11 protein-coding genes are annotated in these 21,059 nt (G+C 50.0%); 5 read left to right on the top strand and 6 right to left on the bottom strand.

Going from position 1 to position 21,059, the window contains the following annotated elements; genetic code table 11:
* Positions 1-94 precede the first annotated feature (94 nt).
* Entirely contained in the window at positions 95-829 is a 735-nt protein-coding gene (locus tag K7P01_RS27460) for a response regulator transcription factor (RefSeq protein ID WP_267297805.1), read from the bottom strand.
* A 280-nt stretch (positions 830-1,109) separates the two neighbouring features.
* Between K7P01_RS27460 and K7P01_RS27455 the strand changes: the two genes are divergently transcribed.
* Entirely contained in the window at positions 1,110-2,411 is a 1,302-nt protein-coding gene (locus K7P01_RS27455; RefSeq protein ID WP_267297804.1) for a M57 family metalloprotease, read from the top strand.
* Between the two features lie 570 nt (positions 2,412-2,981).
* On the opposite strand, the gene K7P01_RS27450 is transcribed toward K7P01_RS27455, so the two are convergent.
* From K7P01_RS27450 to K7P01_RS27430, 5 genes are all read right to left on the bottom strand, one after another.
* Positions 2,982-4,505 (bottom strand): TROVE domain-containing protein, encoded by a 1,524-nt coding sequence (locus tag K7P01_RS27450; RefSeq protein ID WP_267297803.1) that lies wholly within the window; start codon positions 4,503-4,505, stop codon positions 2,982-2,984.
* A gap of 254 nt (positions 4,506-4,759) precedes the next feature.
* The gene (locus tag K7P01_RS27445) at positions 4,760-6,937 is read right to left on the bottom strand and encodes a chondroitinase-B domain-containing protein (RefSeq protein ID WP_267297802.1); all 2,178 of its coding nucleotides are present in this window, start codon (positions 6,935-6,937) and stop codon (positions 4,760-4,762) included.
* A 59-nt stretch (positions 6,938-6,996) separates the two neighbouring features.
* Positions 6,997-10,827: a PQQ-dependent sugar dehydrogenase gene (locus K7P01_RS27440; RefSeq protein ID WP_267297801.1), complete on the bottom strand. Its 3,831-nt coding sequence runs from the start codon at positions 10,825-10,827 to the stop codon at positions 6,997-6,999.
* A 43-nt stretch (positions 10,828-10,870) separates the two neighbouring features.
* On the bottom strand, positions 10,871-12,967 hold the full coding sequence (locus K7P01_RS27435) for a cellulase family glycosylhydrolase (protein WP_267297800.1): 2,097 nt from the start codon (positions 12,965-12,967) through the stop codon (positions 10,871-10,873).
* A gap of 607 nt (positions 12,968-13,574) precedes the next feature.
* A complete protein-coding gene (locus K7P01_RS27430; protein WP_267297799.1) occupies positions 13,575-14,165 on the bottom strand; it encodes an RNA polymerase sigma-70 factor in 591 nt (196 codons plus the stop codon).
* Between the two features lie 198 nt (positions 14,166-14,363).
* On the opposite strand from K7P01_RS27430, the gene K7P01_RS27425 reads away from it, so the two are divergent.
* The 4 genes from K7P01_RS27425 (at position 14,364) to K7P01_RS27410 (ending at position 21,023) form a co-directional block, all read left to right on the top strand.
* On the top strand, positions 14,364-15,320 hold the full coding sequence (locus K7P01_RS27425; RefSeq protein ID WP_267297798.1) for a FecR family protein: 957 nt from the start codon (positions 14,364-14,366) through the stop codon (positions 15,318-15,320).
* Between the two features lie 187 nt (positions 15,321-15,507).
* Positions 15,508-18,822, top strand: coding sequence for a SusC/RagA family TonB-linked outer membrane protein (locus K7P01_RS27420; RefSeq protein WP_267297797.1), 3,315 nt, complete (start codon positions 15,508-15,510; stop codon positions 18,820-18,822).
* A 15-nt stretch (positions 18,823-18,837) separates the two neighbouring features.
* Positions 18,838-20,550, top strand: coding sequence for a RagB/SusD family nutrient uptake outer membrane protein (locus K7P01_RS27415; protein ID WP_267297796.1), 1,713 nt, complete (start codon positions 18,838-18,840; stop codon positions 20,548-20,550).
* A gap of 17 nt (positions 20,551-20,567) precedes the next feature.
* Positions 20,568-21,023 (top strand): SusE domain-containing protein, encoded by a 456-nt coding sequence (locus K7P01_RS27410; RefSeq protein WP_267297795.1) that lies wholly within the window; start codon positions 20,568-20,570, stop codon positions 21,021-21,023.
* The last annotated feature ends 36 nt before the right edge of the window (positions 21,024-21,059 follow it).

The raw sequence follows: 21,059 nt of genomic DNA, 5'->3' as shown, positions 1-21,059 counted from the left end.
TGTCTTAGTGAAGTGCCCCCAAAAAGTGTCTAACTTTTCGGGGACACTTCACAAAGGGCAGCCTCTTTCTTTTAGAACGGGTAGATCATTTGATTCACAAGCTGGATATAGATTTCTCAACTGCAAAACCGCCGCGGTGATCAGTGCGCATGGGCTTACGCATATTATGCTCTTCAAACGCAATATGCGCCGATGTACCGTTATCACTGATCTTTAGTAGCCCGGTTCTATAGGCAACGCTGATCAGCTCCGAAGAATTTTTAACGAGCAGTTTTTTTTCGAGCCTTCTCCGTTTTGTTTCGATCGTGCGCAGCGTATAGCCTAGCTTCGCTGCAATCTCTTTGCTGGTATCTCCATTGGCGATGAGTGTCAATATTTTTTGATCGTTATCCGATAACTTAAGTGAGGGATAAGGCGGAGTTGGAAACTTGAGATCTTGTGATAGTTCCTGTGGATAATAATGATACCCCCGCGATACAGCGCTGATAGCGTTTAGCGTATCGTCTGGTGCGCTGGACTTAGACACGTAGCCATCCACGCCGTTGTCAAGTAGCCACTGCACGAGAATGGGATCTGTGTAGAGCGTAATAACAATGATTTTGAATTTCCTTATCTTGTTACTTTGGATATAGCGCAGCAGATAAAATCCATCCAAAAATTGACTGCCAATTCCCAATAACACGACGTCTGGCTTTTTTGCCGCGAGAATGGTTAACGTCTCGGCTATATCATTAGCTTCATAACAATTGAAATGGTCCGGAGATTCTGTAAGCAGGGAAATGATTCCTTTTCGGGTCAACGGATGATCATCAGCAATCAGTATATTCATGGGCAACGGGGGTTGTACTGCTATTGTGTAATGTACTTAAATTTAAGTCTGTCGGGATGATTGTGTAAGATATTTTTCTCTTTTTGAGATTCTTTAACTGGCTGGTTATGTAAGAAATTGAATATCAAATAGTTTATTCTGCTGGTGTCCGATAACTACGACACCGATTACCATGTAGGTAATTCATAATGCTGTACCAATGAATCTATTGTAATTCTCCTAGCTTCGGTCCGGGAGTGAAATCTCTCTTGAAATTCTCGTTAAAAAAAATACTATTACCATGAAAAAAATCGTTTATGCTATTTTGGTGTTGTTATGCACAGTCGTTTTTTCCTGCCATGAGGATGAGGTACAGGATCAAAAAAGTGATGCTGTTCCAGAGGACATTATTTCGAAGATACAGCGCGCTGGATTTGATACCAGCGAAGGGTTATCGAAGTACCGTGATGGGTACTTAATAGAGTACGATATCTTGCTTACGGAAGAGCAGATTGATGAGCTGATCGAGGAAAATGAAAACTCTAAAAATGCTAGAACGCAGCATTACCGTACGACTAATCTGGTGACTGCTTCTCCGGCCAGAACGATACATGTATATATGGATGCGGCGTTTGATTCGTATATGCAAAATTCTTTTATTACGGCGTTGGCAAATTATAATAGCCTTAACCTTTCGCTCACGTTTCTGAGCGTTTCAAGCGCGGCTGCCGCGGATATCAGCATCTATGCTTTCTATGAGGTAAGCTCCACGTTGGGAATTAGTGCCGGATTCCCGACCGCAGGTAATCCCGCCAATCCCATTTATCTCAATACATATTACTATAACAGTTCCACTAGCAGACCGGATGCGCCCACGGTCATTGCGCATGAGATTGGTCACGCTATCGGTTTCCGTCATACGGACTACATGAATCGCACCTTCAGTTGCAATAGACCTAATGACCCAAATAATAATGAAGGAAGTGCCGGCGTAGGAGCGGTACATATACCCGGTACGCCGACTACGCCATCCGCTGAATCCTGGATGCTGGCATGTTCCAGTAATACATATCGGCCTTTTACAACATCGGATGTTACAGCACTGCGGGCAGTTTATCCGCATGCGTCCGTTCCCGTCAGAACGATACGCTCCGCTGTATTTTCAAATGTTTATATGCGCATGGATGGTAGTAATGTTACTGCAGCGGTTGGACAGGGAAGTGGCTTGGTTAATTGTGCGTACGGAGCAAATCTATATGAGCGATTTAATTTCTACCCTCAGGTAGACGGAACGTATGCCATTGAGTCTGTGCAGTTCCCGAATGTATTCTTACGAATGGACGGGACCGGCCTTACTGCGCCTTCAGATATTGGTGGCGGGACCGCCAACTGTCAATATGGTTCTTTCGCACAGGAGAGATTTTATATTGTGAAGCTAAGCGATGGAACCTACACAATTAATTCAAAAACTTATCCGAACATATACCTTCGGATGGACGGTAGCACTGTTACGGGGCCATTGGACAATGGCGGTGGAGTTGTAAATTGTCAGTATAATGCATTCGCACAAGAGCGGTTTTATATTTCGCCGGATTTGTTCTAAAAAGTCAACGAACGGCTGCTCTTTTACAGCCGCGGGGATGACGGATCTAACCGACGCTCCCGGCAGTAAAAACCTTCCCTGTCGGCTTAAAAGTAAAAGACGGTGTCTCAAAACTGAGACACCGTCTTTAAATAGAAAAACAGGGCAAAAGGCGAAAGCGTACGTTTAGGTGCTCTATCCACTGAGCTATCTTGTGATATATACAGCCTAAGTCACAAGAGCGGGATTCGAACCCGCGACCTCCCGGTTAACAGCCGAAGTAACGCTATTCTACGGCACCTGTTATTTTTACTATTCTAAAAAACCGAGCAACAACCCGGCAAGCGACTTTATTTTAATGCTCTACCTGACTGAGCTACTCCGGCTTGCGCCGAAGGAGGGATTCGAACCCCCGTCCCTTAAGTCCCGAAGTAGCGCTTGCCTACGGCATCGGTTTAAATTCTTTAAACAGAGGGCAACAAACCAACAGGGCTTATGTTCAATTAAAAGTCGAAGTAACCCTGTTGTACGGCACCTCTGTATATCTTTATCTAAACCCCCTCCCTTAAAGCAAGGGAGAGGGGCATCATACTATAACGCTATCGCGTCGATCTCCGACAATGCGGCACGACCTTCGTCCAATGCGTTCAGCACATCGAAGACCTTATCAGACCAGCCGGCGACCAGGTATACATCGTTGGCGCGTATATCGACTGGCGCCTGGCCGTGTCCCGCCAAATCGAACAGGTACAGTTTTGCCTTCGGAGCCAGTTTCTTGTACAGCGCCCACTGTGCCGACAATGTTGCCGTGGCGGCCGCCTGTGAGGAATCGCTGTTCCACAGCTGGCAGTCCGTAAACAACATGATCTTATCGACGATCTGACGGCGCGCGATCAAATCCTGGATGACTTTGTAGCCATTCGTAGAATATCCCACCTCGCCTTCGCGGCGGTAGAACTCCTGCACGTTGCCCAGGATGTTTTTACGCGAAACGTTCACGATCTTCCAGGTATCGCCAAACATACCGGTCTGCACTTGTGCGCAGCGCGATTGTAACAACATACCGAGCATCAACCCGATATCATACAACTGCACTTTGCTTTTTGCAGATACAGGCGTCTGCATCGATCCGGAGACGTCGCACGCTATGCATACCGACGTATTGCTACCGAAGCCGCGGATATTTGCCGCGCTATGCGCCACGGCATCTTCCAATGCATCCAATACCATCGCTGCCAGGGCCGATGACAATCCTTTTATCTCGCGATAGGCCGCCAGAAAACGGAACGGCAACTGGCGTGACTTTGCCACCGCTTCACGGTCCGACAAGTAGGCACACACGTGTTCTATCGCTTGCGCGGATACACCGGCCTCCAGCATATTCCGCAGGTTCCGGACGGTTGCCATGTATCCCAGCTTGCCGCTAAAGATCAGTTCTTCCCACTGTGCGCGGAAGGCCAGGATTTTCTGTCCTTCGCTATGGAATTTCTGCTGACCCAGCGCCGACAACGCAGTCTCCCAGGTGTACGGTATATCCAGCGTGCCTTGCACGATCTTGTTAAATACTACCTGTTGCTGCTCGCTCACCGCTTTCGGGTGAACCAGGAACAAGGCGTCTTTCAGCTTGATCTCGCCAGCGCGATCGTATTTCGCGAATTGATATTCGTCGAACGTATTGAACGCTGCAGACAAACCACGCTGTACCTGCTTCGACAGCTTGTTGAGCTTCTTGGCACCGGTACGCGCGTTGGCCAGCTGGTAGTATGCCAGCAGCTCGGTGATCTCGTCCGCGCGCTGTACAACCCGGCGTACCGTATTTCCAACCACACTGTTACCGGATTGGAGTTTCGCCAGCTCTACGGCCAACATCAGTGGCACGCTACGCAAATACATACGCTGTCGCGTATAGACCGCCAGTCGCGCTACAAAATCAGGTTCATTCAGCTCGATCAGCATACGGATGCGCTCCATGCGCTCGCCAGCCTTCTCGTAGAACTTATCGCTTAGCGAGGTCGTTACCACGGCGCTATACAGCTCCAGGCGCTCGTCCAGCGTATGCGCGGTAGCGCCTGCGTGGTTCGTCAGCTTGTTGGTTTTCCGTACATTGAATTTCATAACCTTTATATTTAATTAACGATACAAAGGTTAGGGGCAACTGCGCAGCCTTTTTGCGTAGTAAGACGTTTTGCAGTTTTTTTTGAGAAAATGTAAAAATCTCTGCTATATGCTAACCTGGTTCGAACCTGCCTGGCGGCAGGCAGGTCCGCTTATGCCATGATAGGGACATAACCAATCGGTCTTACGCCTCAAAGCAGGAAAAGGCCTGCCTGGCAATAGGCAGACCTTCGTTAATGGTAATGGGAGTAGTATTATTTCTTAAGAAGCTTCAAGACAGTGGTGTCTCTACCTCGCATGAGTTTTAGGGTGTGAATTCCAGCCGGTAGCGAAGACAGATCGGCTACGACGTAATATATTCCCGCCTTTTTATCTTCATCTACCAATGATACGCTTTTGGATAATATGGTGTCTGACAGGAATAATTTTACATGGCCATCTTTTTTCACGACATATTTAATCTTTATCTCTTTTGACACAGGATTGGGATAGGCCTCCAGCATTGAATCTGACTCTTCTATGGATATGTTTTCAGCGTCTGTGATCGGAGCTTTTGAAGTGATCCTCAGATCTTCCGCGTTCTGGCCGGCGGAAGCGGATATACCGAATATCCGGAACTCCAGAAGGCTTGCCCATGTACCCGTATAATCGGTGGCGCTTGCAACCGTTATTCTTACATACCGGGCAGCCACCGGTGAGAAAGTATCTGTAACCGGAGCTGCAATGGTGGCCGGAGTAGTGTTATTACTTCTGTTTACAATCTGGGTATAGGAGCCTGCCGAAGTTGTTTTAGATTCAATATTAAACTGGTAGACACGATCCTGGTACGCGATGACCTCCGTTTTACTGATGTTATATAAACCTCCGAGGTCAACTTCCAACCATTGTGGCATGGGTTGTGCCGACCAGCGAGTGGTATTGTCTCCGTCTACAGCCCCCGTCGGGAGATTGGTGTCGCTGCCGGAAGCGGTAACGGTTTTGTTAAGCGCAACATTCTGAAGTGTTGTTGAAACAGAGCCATTTTGACCAACCATGGACGGTGAAAGGATCTGGGCGGTCACGGGCGAGGAGGAAACTTCATCTGCTCCTTTGTCCAATGAGGAAGATCGGGGTTGTCCATCCATATCCGCGGTAACATTGGGATATGACCCTACCGCGGTGCCAATGGCCGGGCTTCCCGATTGCAGATGGTATGTGCCCGCTGCATTGGGTGCAATCAGCGGATTCACATTGCTGTATCCGCCCGAAGGCATGGCGCCGGCGCCATCCGTGTTCCAGATGATATTTCCTGACCATGTGGGATTTGTATACGGCCCGGCAATGCTGGCTGCCGCACCACCACCTTGTATGATATTGTTGGCCACTGTTATATATGTAGAGCCCAGGCCACTGGTACGGCCAGGCTGTTGAATGTTTGTTGTATTGTTTACCAGCGTATTGAAAACGATGAGCACGCGGTCGGGGCGATCATGTGACGTAAGGGGAGCACCGTCGGCGACTTCGCCATCGCCATTGCCGATAACAATGGCGACGCTGCAGTCCCGATAATGATTGCTGAAGATAATGTGATCATCTCCAAAAATGCGTAGTCCCGGAGTATTGACAAAGTAATTACCGTAAATGACGGAGCGGTTTCCATGCCTTAGCGTAAATTGCGCCGGACAATTTCGAATGGTATTATACCGTATGGTGAGCTGCGATGCTTTTACCGAAAGCAGTTCATTCTCGCCGGCACATTGTTCAAAAAGGTTATGCTCAAATATGCTGTTGCTATTGGAGAGACTATATCCACTCAGTCCAAACTGAATGGTTTCATTACCATTGCCGCTTTGTGCGGGTTGGTTGAAAAAGTAATTGTGGTGTATCCACAGCCGTTGGGCAATTTGTGAGCCGGAACCCCGCACAATAATAAATTTGCCCGGGTCTTCCTTATTCTGAAACGTGTTGTAATCCACTTCATGGTCATTGCCGTTCAGCAGCAGGTAATCTCCGGCGCCGGGCGTGTCAAAGACATTGCGGGTCCAACGGCAGTGGTTTGTGCCGCTGGCCATGGTAGCCTGAGAGGCGCTATGGGTGAATCTAAAACCCTTGATGACAATATATGCCGCGGGACTATTCAAGGCAAAACCGGCAGTACCGCCAATGGTAACACCCCCGATCGATTGGGCTTGTATGGTTATAGGCTGGCTGGCGGTTCCTGTTTTAGTAATCACAATGTCGCTAGATGCGGTATAGGTACCATTCGCTAATGTGATCGTGCTGCCGGCAGCTGCATTATTGATTGCTGTTTGCAATGCTGAAAGGGAAGTTACGGTTTGTCCATGCGTTTTTCCCGGTAACGCAATGAAAAGAAAGAATAACAACGGTACGTTTACAATCTTTGGTGATAAAGTACGGTTAGTCGAAGGTTCTCGAGTGTCTTGGTTTTTCATAATATTGGTATTAGTTTAGGTCTGGTCTTGTAACCCTGGAATCGTACGCTGCTGTTTTTTTAATTTTTGAGCAGTTTGTGAGTGGTTGTTTTTTGACGGGTGGTGAGTTTTAGGATGTGCACGCCACGGGTAAAGGACCTGGTATCCAGGGTTAGCTGGTGTGTGCCGGCGGTGTGGACTTTATCGATAAGCGTTATGGTGCGGTTGTTACGGGCGTCGTGTATCGATAGGGTGACTCTGCCGGGTTCGGACACACGGTAGGTGATGGTTGCTTGTCCGTCGGTGGGGTTCGGGTGACTGATGACGTCTGATTCACCGAGGGACGTACTATCACGGGTCGTGTTGTTCAATGCCGGCGTATTTGTTATTCGTACTTCTGTGTAGCTGTTCCAGGCGTTTACGTTGTTGCCGTGACCTACGATGCGAACGTATTTTGCTGGTATGGCTGTGAAGGTGAAAGTTTCAAGGGCCAGGCTTGTTCCGCTGCTTTGCAGGCCTGTGGCGGCGGTTGTCCAGGTGGAAGCATTGGCGGAGACAAGTACATCGAAGGAAGATTGTCTTTCGTTGCCTTTGTAGAAGGCTATCTGCACGCCGCTTACGGTGCTGGTCGTGCTAAGACAGAATTGTATCCATTGCCCATCGCCGCTAGCAGACCAGCGTGTGTCTGTATTGTTATCGAGCACGTTGGCGGCTATGTTTCCGTCGTCAGCGCTGGCCGTTGCGGGTTCGCAGGCGGGTGTTGTTACGGTGAGGATGTCTACTTCCGTATAACTGTTCCAGGCGTTTACACTGTTGCCGTGGCCCACGATGCGTATATATTTTGCTGGCTGCGGTGTGAACGTAAATGTTTGTGGATCGAGTGATGTGCCGCTACTGCTCAGGCCTGCTGCAGCGGTTGTCCATGTGTTCGCATCGAGAGACGTGAGCACATCGAAGTTGGATGATCGTATATTACCACTGTAAAAGGCTATTGCTACACCGCGTACGGACTGTTGCGTTTGCAGGCAGAATTGTATCCACTGGCCGTCGCCATTGGCAGACCAGCGCGTGCTGAGGTTATCGTCGAGTACATTGGCGGGTACATTTCCATCGTCGGCGCTTGCTATTGCGGCGGGGCATGAGGGGGCTGCCTGTACGGTGACGTTTACCGTTGTGGATGTGCCCGTAGCACCAAGGTTATCGGTGGCCACGGTGCTCAGTGAATAGGTAGCGGCGGGCACATTGGTCCAGGTGAAACTATAGGGAGCTGATGTATCTTCGCCGAGTTTGGTAGTGCCCTGGAAGAACTCCACCTTGGTTATTGTGCCGTCACTATCGGCGGCACTGGCGTCGATTGTAATAGCAGCCGGTGCGGTGAATGTAGTGCCGTTGGCGGGAGAAGTTATGGATGTAGTAGGAGACGCATTGCCACCACTTTCTGCAACTACGGCAAGCTGCGGTGGGTTGGTGCCGGTTTCTTTTGAGTTCCATAATATTCTGGGGTTATGTTCAGGCACACTTTTCATCGCCAGGGTTACCACCCTGCGGCCATTCGCTACTTCGTTCTTTACATAATCGGTTACATCCCACGTATAGTACCTGGCGGTTGCATCGGTAACGGTTGCCGACGCAATGGCCGGGGCTGATGTGGCTGGTTTATTATTCCAGGTAAGGGTAGTCTCTGTCCAGGTCGTGTTGGAGACGGAGAACACTTCTACGGGCAGGTTGGTGAGGGAAGCATCTTCAATGCGCCCGAAGACTTTTAATTGTACGGCGGCGATCACGCCGGTTATGCTGGTGAGGTCAAATTTGAAATAGGTCTCCCTGCTATTATCGACCTGCGCCGCGAGTGCACGCTTCACGATGAGGTTAGCCGCATCGGTAGTGCCATGCGTTATGGCGGCATTGGTGCCGTTTCGTACATAAGCGTCGTGCGTTGGCGCGAGGATAATGGGGGCAGGGGCTACTTTATAGATAGCCGTATAGGTAGCCGCATTGTCGGTGATGGTAATGGTTTGAGAGGGTGGGCCGCCGTGTGCCCAACGGTCGAACACATAGGTTGTACCTGCTACTGTTTGTGGTGATACGGGTGCGATGGGGCGTGTTGTGCCGGAGACACCTTCTGTATTGCGTGGTGTTGAAATGGGAATGTTATCTACGAGTATCTGCAGTCCTGCGGGCTGTGTGGTAAAGGTAAGATCGGACACGATGGGGTCTAGTTCTACCATGGCGGTGTCTTTGGCGCCGTCAGAATCCGTGACCACGAGGTACAATCTGTACCATACATTTGTTTCGGCATGGCCGCGGGTGTCGATAGTGAATGAGCCACTGGTTACGCCGTCGACAAGTTCGGGCCCTCCATGACCGTGGTTTTCGTGGCGGAAGTCGAGGAACCACTCATAGGCGCTCGGGGGCAGTGTGCCATCGTCAGGATCTGTTGCTGTACCTGCATAGCTGATCACATCGCCGGCTCTGAACGTGGTATTATTGGCGGGGGAAGTGATCGTTGCTGTAGGCAGCGCTGTTACGGTCAGGGATGCCGGGTTGCTGGTTACGCTGCCACCGGGGTTCGTGATTACTACGTTATAATTTCCTTCGTGTGAAGGTTGTACATTGGTAATGCTGTAGGTAGAAGCGGTAGCTCCCGCGATGTTGGTTGTACCTTTACGCCACTGGTAGGAGAGTTGGCTGCCGGTAGCGGTGACGCTGAAGGTAGCGGTGCCTCCCTGGGGCACGGTAAGCGGTTGTGGCTGCAGCGTGATGACGGGAGCCGGGTTGTTGAGTGTATAGATGATGCGATAGAGACTGCCGTTATTGAGGTTGAGGAAGTATAAGTTTCCGTCTGTACCTTGTTTGATATACACCATTCCGTCGGGCAAGCCGCTGCCGAATAAGGTGCGGGTGGGCGATGCCAGCGCGGGGTTTATATAATCGATCCAGCCGCCGCAGTAGTCCAGGAAAAAGTACTTGCCATTGTATACCGCGGGATAGTTGCTGATGGCGCCGTTAAAGAATGTGCCGCCATTGATCGCGCAACCCTGGCCATTGGGTGGCGGGGAATTTCTATTGGTGCTATAAACATAAATAGGGTTTGTGAGGCCCGAGCAACCGCTGGTGCACATGCCTTCTTTAGACGGCCAGCCGAAGTTCTTTCCACCCGTAGTAGCATCGTTTATTTCTTCCCAGGTAGCGTTACCTACATCGTTAACGAACAGTTTGCCCGATTGCGGATCGCTTGCCAATGTATACGGGTTACGCACGCCATAAGCCCACACTTTGCTGCGTGTGGTGCCGCCGGTAAACGGATTGCCCGTAGGTATGGAGCCATCAGGGTTAACGCGGAGCACTTTTCCGAAGGGGCTATCGAGGTTTGTGGCGTTGGCTGTATTCGTATCATCACCGGCGAGAATATACAGTTTACCATCGGTGCCAAAGGTGATGCCGCCGCCATTGTGATACATGTGGGTGTCGTTGGGAAAATCGAGGACTACCGTCTCACCTGTGAGCACGTCTCCACTCATGGTAAACCGGCTTACCCGGTTCTTTGTTGTGCCGGAGGTAGAGTAGTAGAGGTATACAAGGTTGTTTGTTGTGAAAGCTGGGTCTACGGCTACGCCGATGAGTCCGCGTTCGCCTGCTGTATTGACAGATAGTGTGATGGCCGGTGTGGTGAGCAGGCTTCCGTTTTTGTAGACGCGAAGCTGACCTCCTTTTTGGCAGATAAGTATCCTGCCATCGGGGGTGAACGCCATGGCCGTAGGTGTATTTAATCCGGTGGCTACCGTTACACGCTGGAAGTTGGCAGGCAAGGTCTGCGCTTTTGTTTGTATGCTATGGCATAGGGTTGTTGTGATCAGGCATAGTATAAACAGTATATGCCACGACCGAAGGAAGTTCGTTATTTTTTTCATACATCATTGCGTGGTTTAGATTGGTGTAATGTGTGCTTATGGTCTATTGTGTTGCTAATTTTTCAACGTATATATTGCCTTTGTGTATCAGCTTAATTACATGCAGCCCTTTTGGGAGCATTTTTGTATCGATTATTATTTCGTGATGGCCTGCCTCCTGATGTTCATCGATCAATGCTTTCGTATAGCCGTTTCCTATCGTGTATAGGGATGCGTGTATCCGTGCAGCTTCTTTTATTTCGTAAGCGAAAGTAACCTGGTCGTGAGCGGGGTTGGGATAAATGCTCAGTGCCATATTTTCAGACGGTGTGTCCTGGTCAACCACCAATGTTCTTGATGCAGTCGTGATGGTTTTTATTTCTGTATAACTGTTCCATGCGTTTACGGAGTTGCCATGGCCGACAATGCGGACATATTTCGCCGTTACGGATGCGAAGGTGAAGGTTTCAAGTGTTAGGCTTGTTCCGCTGCTTTGGCGCGTTGTAGCGGCGGTGGTCCAGGTGGTAGCATCGGGTGAGACGAGCACATCGAAGATAGACTGCCGTTCATTGCCTTTGTAGAACGCTATCTGCACACCGCTTATGGTGCTGGCGCTACTGAGGCATAGCTGTATCCACTGGCCATCGCCGCTGGCAGACCAGCGTGTGGCTGTATTATTGTCGAGCACATTGGTCGCTACGTTACCATCGTCAGCACTGGCCACTGCAGGCTCGCAGGCTGGCGCTGTTACGGTAAGGATATCTACTTCTGCATAGCTGTTCCACAGGTTTACACTGTTGCCGTGGCCCACGATGCGTACATGTTTCGCAGTTCTTGGGCTGAATGTAAATGTTTCCGCATTGAGTGATGTTCCGCTGCTGTTGAGGCCTGCTGCTGCGGTAGCCCAGGTGGAGCCATCCAGTGAAGTAAGGATGTCGAATTCGGAAGTTCTCACATTTCCGTTATGGAAGGCAATGGCTACACCGTTTATTGTTTGCTGGGTGGCGAGGCAGAATTGTATCCACTGTCCATCGCCATTGGCAGACCAGCGCGTGTTCAGGTTATTGTCGAGTACATTAGCCGGCACGTTTCCATCATCGGCACTTGCGCTTACTGGCTCGCATCCGCCGCCACCGCCCGGGAAATCATCGGCTGGAGAAAGCATACGTTCGCGTATCCATGCACCTGCGGGCTTCAATTGGCTTACGGTCCAGGGTCCTGCGGAACAAGTACCTTCTTCCCATACGGCGCCGGAGCGAAAATCGTCGGAGTAGTTCCAGTTACACCAGCTGATTTTCTTTGTTCTCATCAGGTCGATGTACTGTTGGGTGCGGGTGAAGTTGTTGGCTCCATCGCCACTGGCAGTCTGGCTCCCGAACTCGGTCACGAAAACAGGCAGCACATTCGAAGCGTTGTTGAGCATGTCGAGGTATGCCTGACCATGAGAGCCGGCATAGAAGTGGAAGGTATACATGACGTTTGAATACGGGAGGGGGTTGTTGACCACGTCTTGCAATGTGCCATTGCCGGATACGCCGAAGGTAGACCAGCCATGTGTGCCTACGAGCACAACAGCATCGCCATCAATGGCGCGGATGACGGGTATTACTTGTATGGCGTAGTTCCTGATGGTTGTCCAGCCCACGCCGTTAGGCTCATTGCAGATATCATAGATCACATTGTTATAATCTTTAAATTCATTGGCCATTGCGGTAAAGAAGGTCTTTGCCCTGTTGGTATTAAAGTTCGGATCGCCAGGGTTCAGCTGGTGAAAGTCTATGAGGGCGTACATGCCGCGTTCAGTTGCTTCGTTAACGAGTGTTTTTACCTGGTTGGTAAATCCGGCGGGGTCTGTTTCGTAGCCACCTTCCTGGATATACATTGAAATGCGCAGGATGTCAGCTCCCCAGTCGTTGGCAAGTGCGTTGAGCGATGCTTCGGTAAGACAACTGCCCCATCCATACCATTGGATCCCATGCGTGCTCATGCCCCGTAGCTGTATTGGCGAGCCGTACTGGTTGCATAGTTTGGTGCCACAAACACTGAGTTTTCCATTTTTCTGTACGGGGGTCTGTGCAAGTGCTGCGGTGACGCTAAGCATAACGGATAGGGCAACGATGCTCCAGGTGTTGATTAGTAATTCCGGTTTTAGTGTTTTCATATGGGTTATGTTTTCGGTTCAATCGCTAACATCGCTGAAGAAGTAGGACAGACGGCAGCGGTCTTACTATTTATTATAACTATAGTATATGCCGTTCATCGGATGTTCTTCACGACAGCTTTTTAATAAAGTGTCATCAACGTTTGGTTGAATGTTTTTCAGTTCTTGTATAAAAGACGATGAAAATATCTCCTAACCCTTACGTGTTATTTGAAAATAGCCGCGATAAATGTATAGGTGTATAAGATGATTGTGTGTGCTTTACCCGGAATTGCGAATGAGCGCTATACCAACTTATTGAACGGTCGACTTGAATTATTAAACGGTGTCAAGATGTGTTAATGTGTTGCTGTAATTCAGTTTCCCCTAAATTCATCGAAGGTCGCCAACATCAGGGAATATTTTACATGATCTGTGTATCAGGTAAAATCCGTTAATTTATTTCCATAAAACACCCCGATAAGGACGTGGTTGTTTGCTTGAATCCTCCGTTCCAATCGATTGAATTAATGGACATATATTTGAATGTGCCCGTGTAAGGGATAGAAGCCCTTATTGAAGACCCGAAGGCTGTGGACTTATTGCGCAAGGCAAATCCGAGTGATGTTTATCTCCAAAGCAGAAATATCTTCATAACGATCATCCAAAGCATCACCCGATCCAACGACAACCGCAGGTGCTTCAATGCCGCGGATATATAATTCTCTACCGTCCGGGGTGAGATCTTCATATGCTCGGCAATACGCTGCGTGGGCTCGTGCTGCATGCGGCTAAGCCGGAAAGCCGTTTGATAATGCTTCGGCAGCCCGGAAAGGCTTTCTTCAATAGTCTTATAAAGATCTTTCAGATGTAGCAACTCTTCGCTGGAGTTATCCACACGCTCGGAAGCATACAGTACAAAGTCGGCAGCATAGCGCTCGCGTACCGAACGGGACTTCATAAAAGTAAGAATCTTATTCTTCGCCGCCCCAAAGAGCCAGGCTTCTACCGATGTGTTAATAACGAGTGTATCGCGCTTAGCCCACAACGCCAGGAAAATCTCTTGCACAATTTCTTCACAGACTTCCTTCTTCTTCACTTTACTATAGACATACCGGTATAGGGCCGGTTCGAAACGGTCGTAAAGTGCCTCAAAGGCCTTTGCCTGTTCTGTGGCAGGCAAAGAGAAGAAGTCCGAAAGGTTGAGTTCAGACGCCATAGGCTGGGCGAGGGTAATAATGTAAGAAAGTTAGAATTTTTTTATTTCAATCGAAAGCATGACCCGGATTTGGTTGAAAACCAGAGAGTTGAACATTATTGGAAGAAAATTTCCTGAAAACGTGTGCGTAAACGACTGCTTAGGTTACATCTCAGTATACGGGACAGCGAGATTGCGCCCAGTATCACCGACCTATATATGAAGAAATCAGAGTTTGAGCGCCTTGTCGAAAAGTATCGGCAGGGGCTGTTGTCTGGAAAAGAAAAGGAGTTAATGGACGCATGGTTCGAGGCCATGGGCCAGGACGAAGCATACCCCCTGCGGACAGACGCGGAGCGCGATAGGTTAAAACAACGGGTGATGACAGGCGTGCGCGGAAGTAGGACGTCGACCCCGGTGCGCGTCTGGAGAATTGCAGCATCTATTTTACTGATTGCTGCGGCCTCGTTCGCAGTCTGGCAGTACACCGCACACCAGGGTTATCGGCCGGTACTGCAAGAATTGACGGCTTCGTCCGCGGAGGGATTTGTACACAAAGTTCTCCTGGACGACGGAAGCCTCGTATGGCTGAAGAACAACAGCTCCTTAACCTACCCGGAAAAGTTTACAGGCGAGGACCGACGGGTTGTGCTTCGCGGTGAGGCGCTGTTTGAAGTAGCGAAAGATGCCAGCCACCCCTTTATTATTCAATGCGGCGAGTTGACGACTACCGTGCTGGGTACAAGCTTTAACATCAAGTCTAACGAAAAGGATATCGAAGTAGTCGTACTGACGGGCAAGGTGTCGCTGACGGCCCAAAACGACCAGCAGGGTATTGTTGTGCTACCGTCGGAGAAAGCGGTATACCGCAAAGAGATGAAGCAACTGGCCAAGGTCGAGGCACAACCGGAGGAATCGGTGGCCAGTGTTTCGGGCACGGAGTACAACATGAATTTCAGCCAAACACGCATGGTGGAGGCCATCCGGCGCATCGAGCAGAAGTTCAATGTAGCGATATCGCTGACAGATCCTGGCATGAACAATTGTATCATCACCGCCAATCTCACCGACCAATCGCTCAAGAAGACCCTGGACGTCATAACCCTGACGTTGCGTGCACACTACGAAGTGAATGGAAGGATCGTGACGCTGACCGGCACCGGGTGTAGCGAATAGAGGATTAACGTACCCAAACAAAACAACATATGAATAAACCCGAAGACAACCCCAACACGAGCTAGAACGCCAATACTAGCCAAAGCCTAAAAAAAAGGCAGAAGTGTTTGCACCACCTCTGCCCCCCGTCCGAAGACGGTAGGCTAATGTTTCACCACGAGTAGTTTCACAATAAACCTTATCAAAAATGCAAAATTTTACGATCAGTTGGATCGGTAAGCTTATGCGTATTACCCTAATTCAGGCAACTCTTGCCATGACCCTTTTCGGAGTCGCGCTCGCCGGAGACAATTACGGCCAGCTTCTCGAACTGCAGGTGACGGTAAAATACCGTAACGAATCAATTCGGAATGTGCTTTCAGGCATCGAACGTAAGAGTTCGGTCAGATTTGCGTACAGTGGCAGCATGTCAGCCCTGGAAGAAAAGGTGACCATCGCCGTCAATAGTACCCGGTTAAAAGAGGTACTGGAGACCTTGCTGAAGCCCCGCGGCATCTCGTACGTCGAGCAGAGCGAATTTATTATCCTTTCCGATCGCCCCCTCGACCCGGCAACGTCCAATCCCGACAATTACCGATCGACACCTGAAACCGTGGACCGTACGGTGTCGGGCACTGTACTGGACGGTGACAGTAAAAGTCCGCTTCCGGGCGTAAACGTTGTGATCAAGGGCACGAGTAACGGTACCACCACCGACGGCGACGGCAAGTATTCCCTAAACGTTCCTGACGAGGGTGGTGTACTGGTGTTTTCTTTTATAGGCTATACCACACAAGAAGTGATCATTGACAATCGTACCGTGATCGACGTCGATATGGTCGCCGATATTACCTCCCTGGATGAAGTTGTCGTAGTGGGGTATGGTACGCAACAGCGGAAAAACGTTACTACTGCCATTACACAAGTGTCATCGGAAGATCTTCTACAAGTGGCCGGCAACGGCGCATTGATGGCGCTACAGGGTAAGGTAGCCGGGTTGTCGATCGTCAACACGGATGCTGCCGATCCCAATTCTTCTCCCAGTTTTCAGTTGCGCGGAGTGTCTTCACGCAATGCAGGGCTGGGCCCGTTGTTCGTTATCAACGGTATCCCTGGCGGAAATATAGACAACCTTAACCAAAACGACATCGAGTCGGTTACTGTGTTAAAGGGCGGCGCGGCGGCGGCGATCTATGGTACTCGTGGCAGCAACGGCGTCATCCTGGTAACCACCAAGAAAGGAACGACGACACCGACAGCTTTTTATGACGGCTACGTCAGCTTCAATTATCTGGCCAACACGCTGGACGTGCTTTCGGCCGAAGATTTTGTGAGGCACGGCCGCGGCGTCGATTATAGACGTAATACAGACTGGTTGAAAGCTATTACCCATGAACCGGGTGTATCGCATAAACATACGCTACAGCTATCCGGCGGCAGCGAACTGACGAACTATATGATCTCCGTCGATTATCGTGATGCCCAGGGGCTCGACCTGCGTTCGGACAAGGAGGAATACGGCGCCCGTCTTAACCTGAGTCACCACTCAGCGAATAATCTGTACGTTGCCACCATTACGATTGCGCCGCGCTACTTAAAGTCCAATGATATCAGCAAGAATGGGTTTAGCCAGGCACTGTTCCTGAACCCGACACTTCCGGTTCAGGACACCATCAATCCCGCGCGGTATCTGAACATCCGCACCGGGTTTGACGGCGTCTTTAACCCGGTGGAAGAATTAAAGACGGTTCAGAGCGGTACGGAAGGAAAATACCTCGACTGGAGCGCTTCGTTCCGGCTCAATCTGTTGAAGAACCTCTATACGCAGGTTAGTCTCAGCGAGCAAACGTCGGACTTCTTTGATTTTGATTTTACGCCTTCCTACAACAGCACCCGGATCAATAACAACCAGGGAAGAAACACGGCGGGTCGGGAGTATAAGAAACGGGATCAGAAAATCTTCGAGTGGATCGGCAATTATACCCTGGATCTCAATAAACACAACGTCGAGGTTATGGGGGGCTATGCGTTCAACTACTTCGTCAACGAGGGGATGAACGCGTCCAATGAGGATTTCCCATCCGACGTGCTGACCTACAATAACCTGGGTACTGGAACGTGGATTTTGCAGGAACCGCGAAACCGACTGGGGTCGTATAAAACGGATGCCACGCTCATAGCCTTTTTCGGCCGCGTGAACTATGCCTTCGCTGATAGGTATTTTGTGTCAGCCAGCCTACGCCGCGAAGGGTCGTCTAAGTTTGGTGCCGACAATAAGTGGGGGAATTTCCCGGGTGTTTCTGTCGGCTGGCGCATCAGCAATGAAGCATTCTTTCCTGCCGTCGACGCGATCAATGATTTGAAATTTCGGGCCGACTTTGGGGTAACGGGAAATCAGGATTTTAACCGCGGCGGTGAAGACCTGGGCAGTTATTGGTCCCTGGACACTTATTCGGGTTATGGCTTTTACACCTATCTGGGTAAAGACTACCAGGTCTGGGGTCCCAGTCAAAATATCAACTATAACCTGCGGTGGGAGAAGGCCGAAAACCTGAACATTGGGTTAGACTTTGAGCTCTTCGACCGGCGACTCACCGGCAGCCTGAACTATTATAGCCGCAGGAACAAAGATCTGCTGGGCTCATACGACGCGCCCGTTCCTCCGAATGTCCAGGGCTCTACGTACGTGAACGTGGGTACCATGAAGAACTCCGGGCTGGAAATCCAGTTGGAGGGAGATGTATACCGATCCGATAAATTGACGTATTCCATGTCGTTTGCCGGCGCCACGAACAGCAACAAGTTCGTATCGTTTTCAAACGATACGTACAGCGGTCAGGGCTTTTCCGATATCGCGGGCTTGGGTGGCATGGGCAGCTCCGGGCTGAATGCGCAGCGCCTGGAGGAAGGGAAACGCATCGGGAACTTCTATATGCTGAAATCTGCCGGGATAGATGCCACGGGGAGGTTATTGGTATATAACAAAGCGGGTGAGGTTATTCCGGCTAATCGCTCGAAAGGAGAGGACCGGCAGTATGTTGGAAACGGGCTCCCGAAATTCACGGCCAGCCTGGGAAATACTATTTCCTACGGCAACTTTAGCCTGAGCGTATTTTTGCGTGGCGCCTTTGGTTATGATCTGTATAATACGGCAGCATATTTTCTGGGCACGCCCGCAACGCCCAGAGGTGTTAATGTCCTGACTTCGGCCTACGATGGGGGCAAGTATTCTGCGCTTACCAACGCAGAGACTTATTCGTCCCTGTCGGATTATTTTCTCGAGAAGGGTGACTTTGTTAAGATCGACAATGTGACGCTGGGGTATACATTCAAAAATCCCAGTGAGTTTTTGTCATCGGTACGACTGTATTTTACGGCGCGAAATCTATACACGTTTACGAAGTTCACCGGGGGCGATCCTGAGTCGGTGAGTGTCAATGGTATGACACCGGGTATAAATACCTCGATTCCGTATTACCCTTCGTCTACCCAGCTTATCGCTGGCTTACAAATTAAGTTCTAAAATTACTACTGGCGTATGAAAACTATAACTCAACCTATAGTCCGCATAGCATGCAGTGTGTTGCTGATGTTCTTTGCGAATAGCTGTACGGACCTTGAAGAAACACTGTACGATCGTATTACCTCGGATAATTTTTTACAGACCCGGGACGACGTAATACGCGACTTTCTGCGATCCTTCGAGCACGGCTACTGGTCCATCCAGGGGGGTGGCTTGTACTATGCCCAGGAATTGCCCTCCGATGAGCTCATGACGCCGAACCGCGATGGCGATTGGTTCGACGGTGGCTTGTACCAACGCTCTCACTATCATACCTGGACTGACCAGGACGGTTACACCAGCGATATGTGGAACGCCCTGTACCAGGGTATAAGCCTGGCAACCAATTCCCTGGAAGATATTCACGGTATCGACCCCGCCCGGTACGAGCTGACAGAGGCCGAGAAGGCCGACTTCGTGGCGGAGTTGCGAACCTTGCGCGCGTGGTATCACTTGCGGGCGTTTGATCTGTATCGAAATATTCCCCTGGTCACAAAAGTGAAAGGCGAAAAGCTCATGCCGCCGCAGTCGTCGCCACAGGAGGTGTTCGATTTTATTGAACGAGAGCTGATCGAGTCCATCCCGGGTCTTCCGACCCGTGAGCAGCTCGGCAAGGATGCGATAGGCCGTTGGACAAAAGGCGGCGCCGCCGCGCTATTAGTTCGACTGTATCTCAACGCGAAGGTTTACATCGACCAGGACAAGTTTGCGGAGTGTGCCGCGATCTGTGAAAAGTTTATTGCCGGCGAGTACGGCAATTACGCGCTCGAGACTCGCTGGGATGCTCCGTTTGATTACACCAATAGCACCTCGGCCGAAACTGTATTTGGCTTCCCATCCAGTTTTGCCAAAACACACTGGCACTATGACGGTGGCATGTTTGGATGGATGGCACCGCATCAGGCAGGCAAATATTTTGGTCTGTCGGGATTCGGCTTTAACACGCGATATGCCCTGCAGCCTGGTCGCGACGTGGATAGCGTCGAGTACCCCTTTGCGTTGGGTAAGCCGTTCGTGAAGTTTCAGAAATATCCCGACGACTTCCGGTTGAAGAAATATCGCAACCTTGGGAATAGTACGCGTGAAGGCATGTTCCTCTATGGTTATCTTCCCTATGTGGAAAATGGCGAAACCAAGTATGTTCAGAGCAACAAGAACTACACCATTTTTAGCCGCGACCAGGTTGGCTTTTTCAAAAATACACCTCCCGGACAGGTGCCGGCCGACAAAGTTTCCAATATGGATCACGCGGATGATAACTCGGGTGTATGGCTTGTGAAATATCCGTTTTATCCCACGGAGGATGCGAACAAACTCGGGTCTGCCTATGCCGAGATCCGGTACGCAGAGATATACTACTCGCTGGCGGAATGCAAGTACCGGGCGGGTGACAAGGCAGGCGCTGCAATATTATTGAATGATGTTCGGAAGCGTAATTACCCCGACGGATCCACCAGTTTGTATGCGCCCGATGGTAGTCAGCTGACCGACATCGAAATGATCGATGAATGGGGCCGGGAGTTTATCGGCGAAGGTAGAAGGCGTACAGACCTCATTCGTTGGGATTTCTTTAATAAAGGAACCTGGTGGGATAAGCAACCCGATGCGGATGACCATACGAAAATATATCCGATTGGTCAAAAAGTGACAAACTTGACACCCACTCTTAACCCTAACCCTGGTTATTAATTTAAACGACTATAACGATGGAGAAATACCAAATTAGAAATTTCGGCCTGGCCGCACTATTGCTGCTGACCCTTGCTATACTGTCGTGCAGTAAGGATCTTGACGCGCCGGAACCTCTGCCATTGACGACCGGAACACTCTCGGCGTCGAAGTCCGAGGTGGTTATCGATATGACCAGTCCGGACAATGAGGCTATTAAGTTTACCTGGTCGGCCGAGAAAAACACGTTGGTGGCATACAACGTTATTTTCACCGTGGGGTCAAAATCCGACTCCGTCAGCGTGGCTGCCAATACCGTTGAAAAGGCATTCTCAAATGTAGAGCTGAACAACATCCTGGTGGACAACCTGGATTTGGAAATTGATAAAGCTGCATCCGTCAGCGTACAGGTGCATGCAAAAGTTACCATCAATGAAAAAGAGGCGTCTTCCAACGTAGTGACTATTTCGGCAACCCCTGCCGTCAAGGGTTAGTGTATACAGGAAAAATAAAGGCCATCAAAGTAATTT

The sequence above is a fragment of the Parachryseolinea silvisoli genome, assembly GCF_021190955.1.
Classification (GTDB): Bacteria; Bacteroidota; Bacteroidia; order Cytophagales; family Cyclobacteriaceae; genus Ohtaekwangia; species Ohtaekwangia silvisoli.
This window is presented reverse-complemented; position numbering and strand designations above follow the sequence as displayed.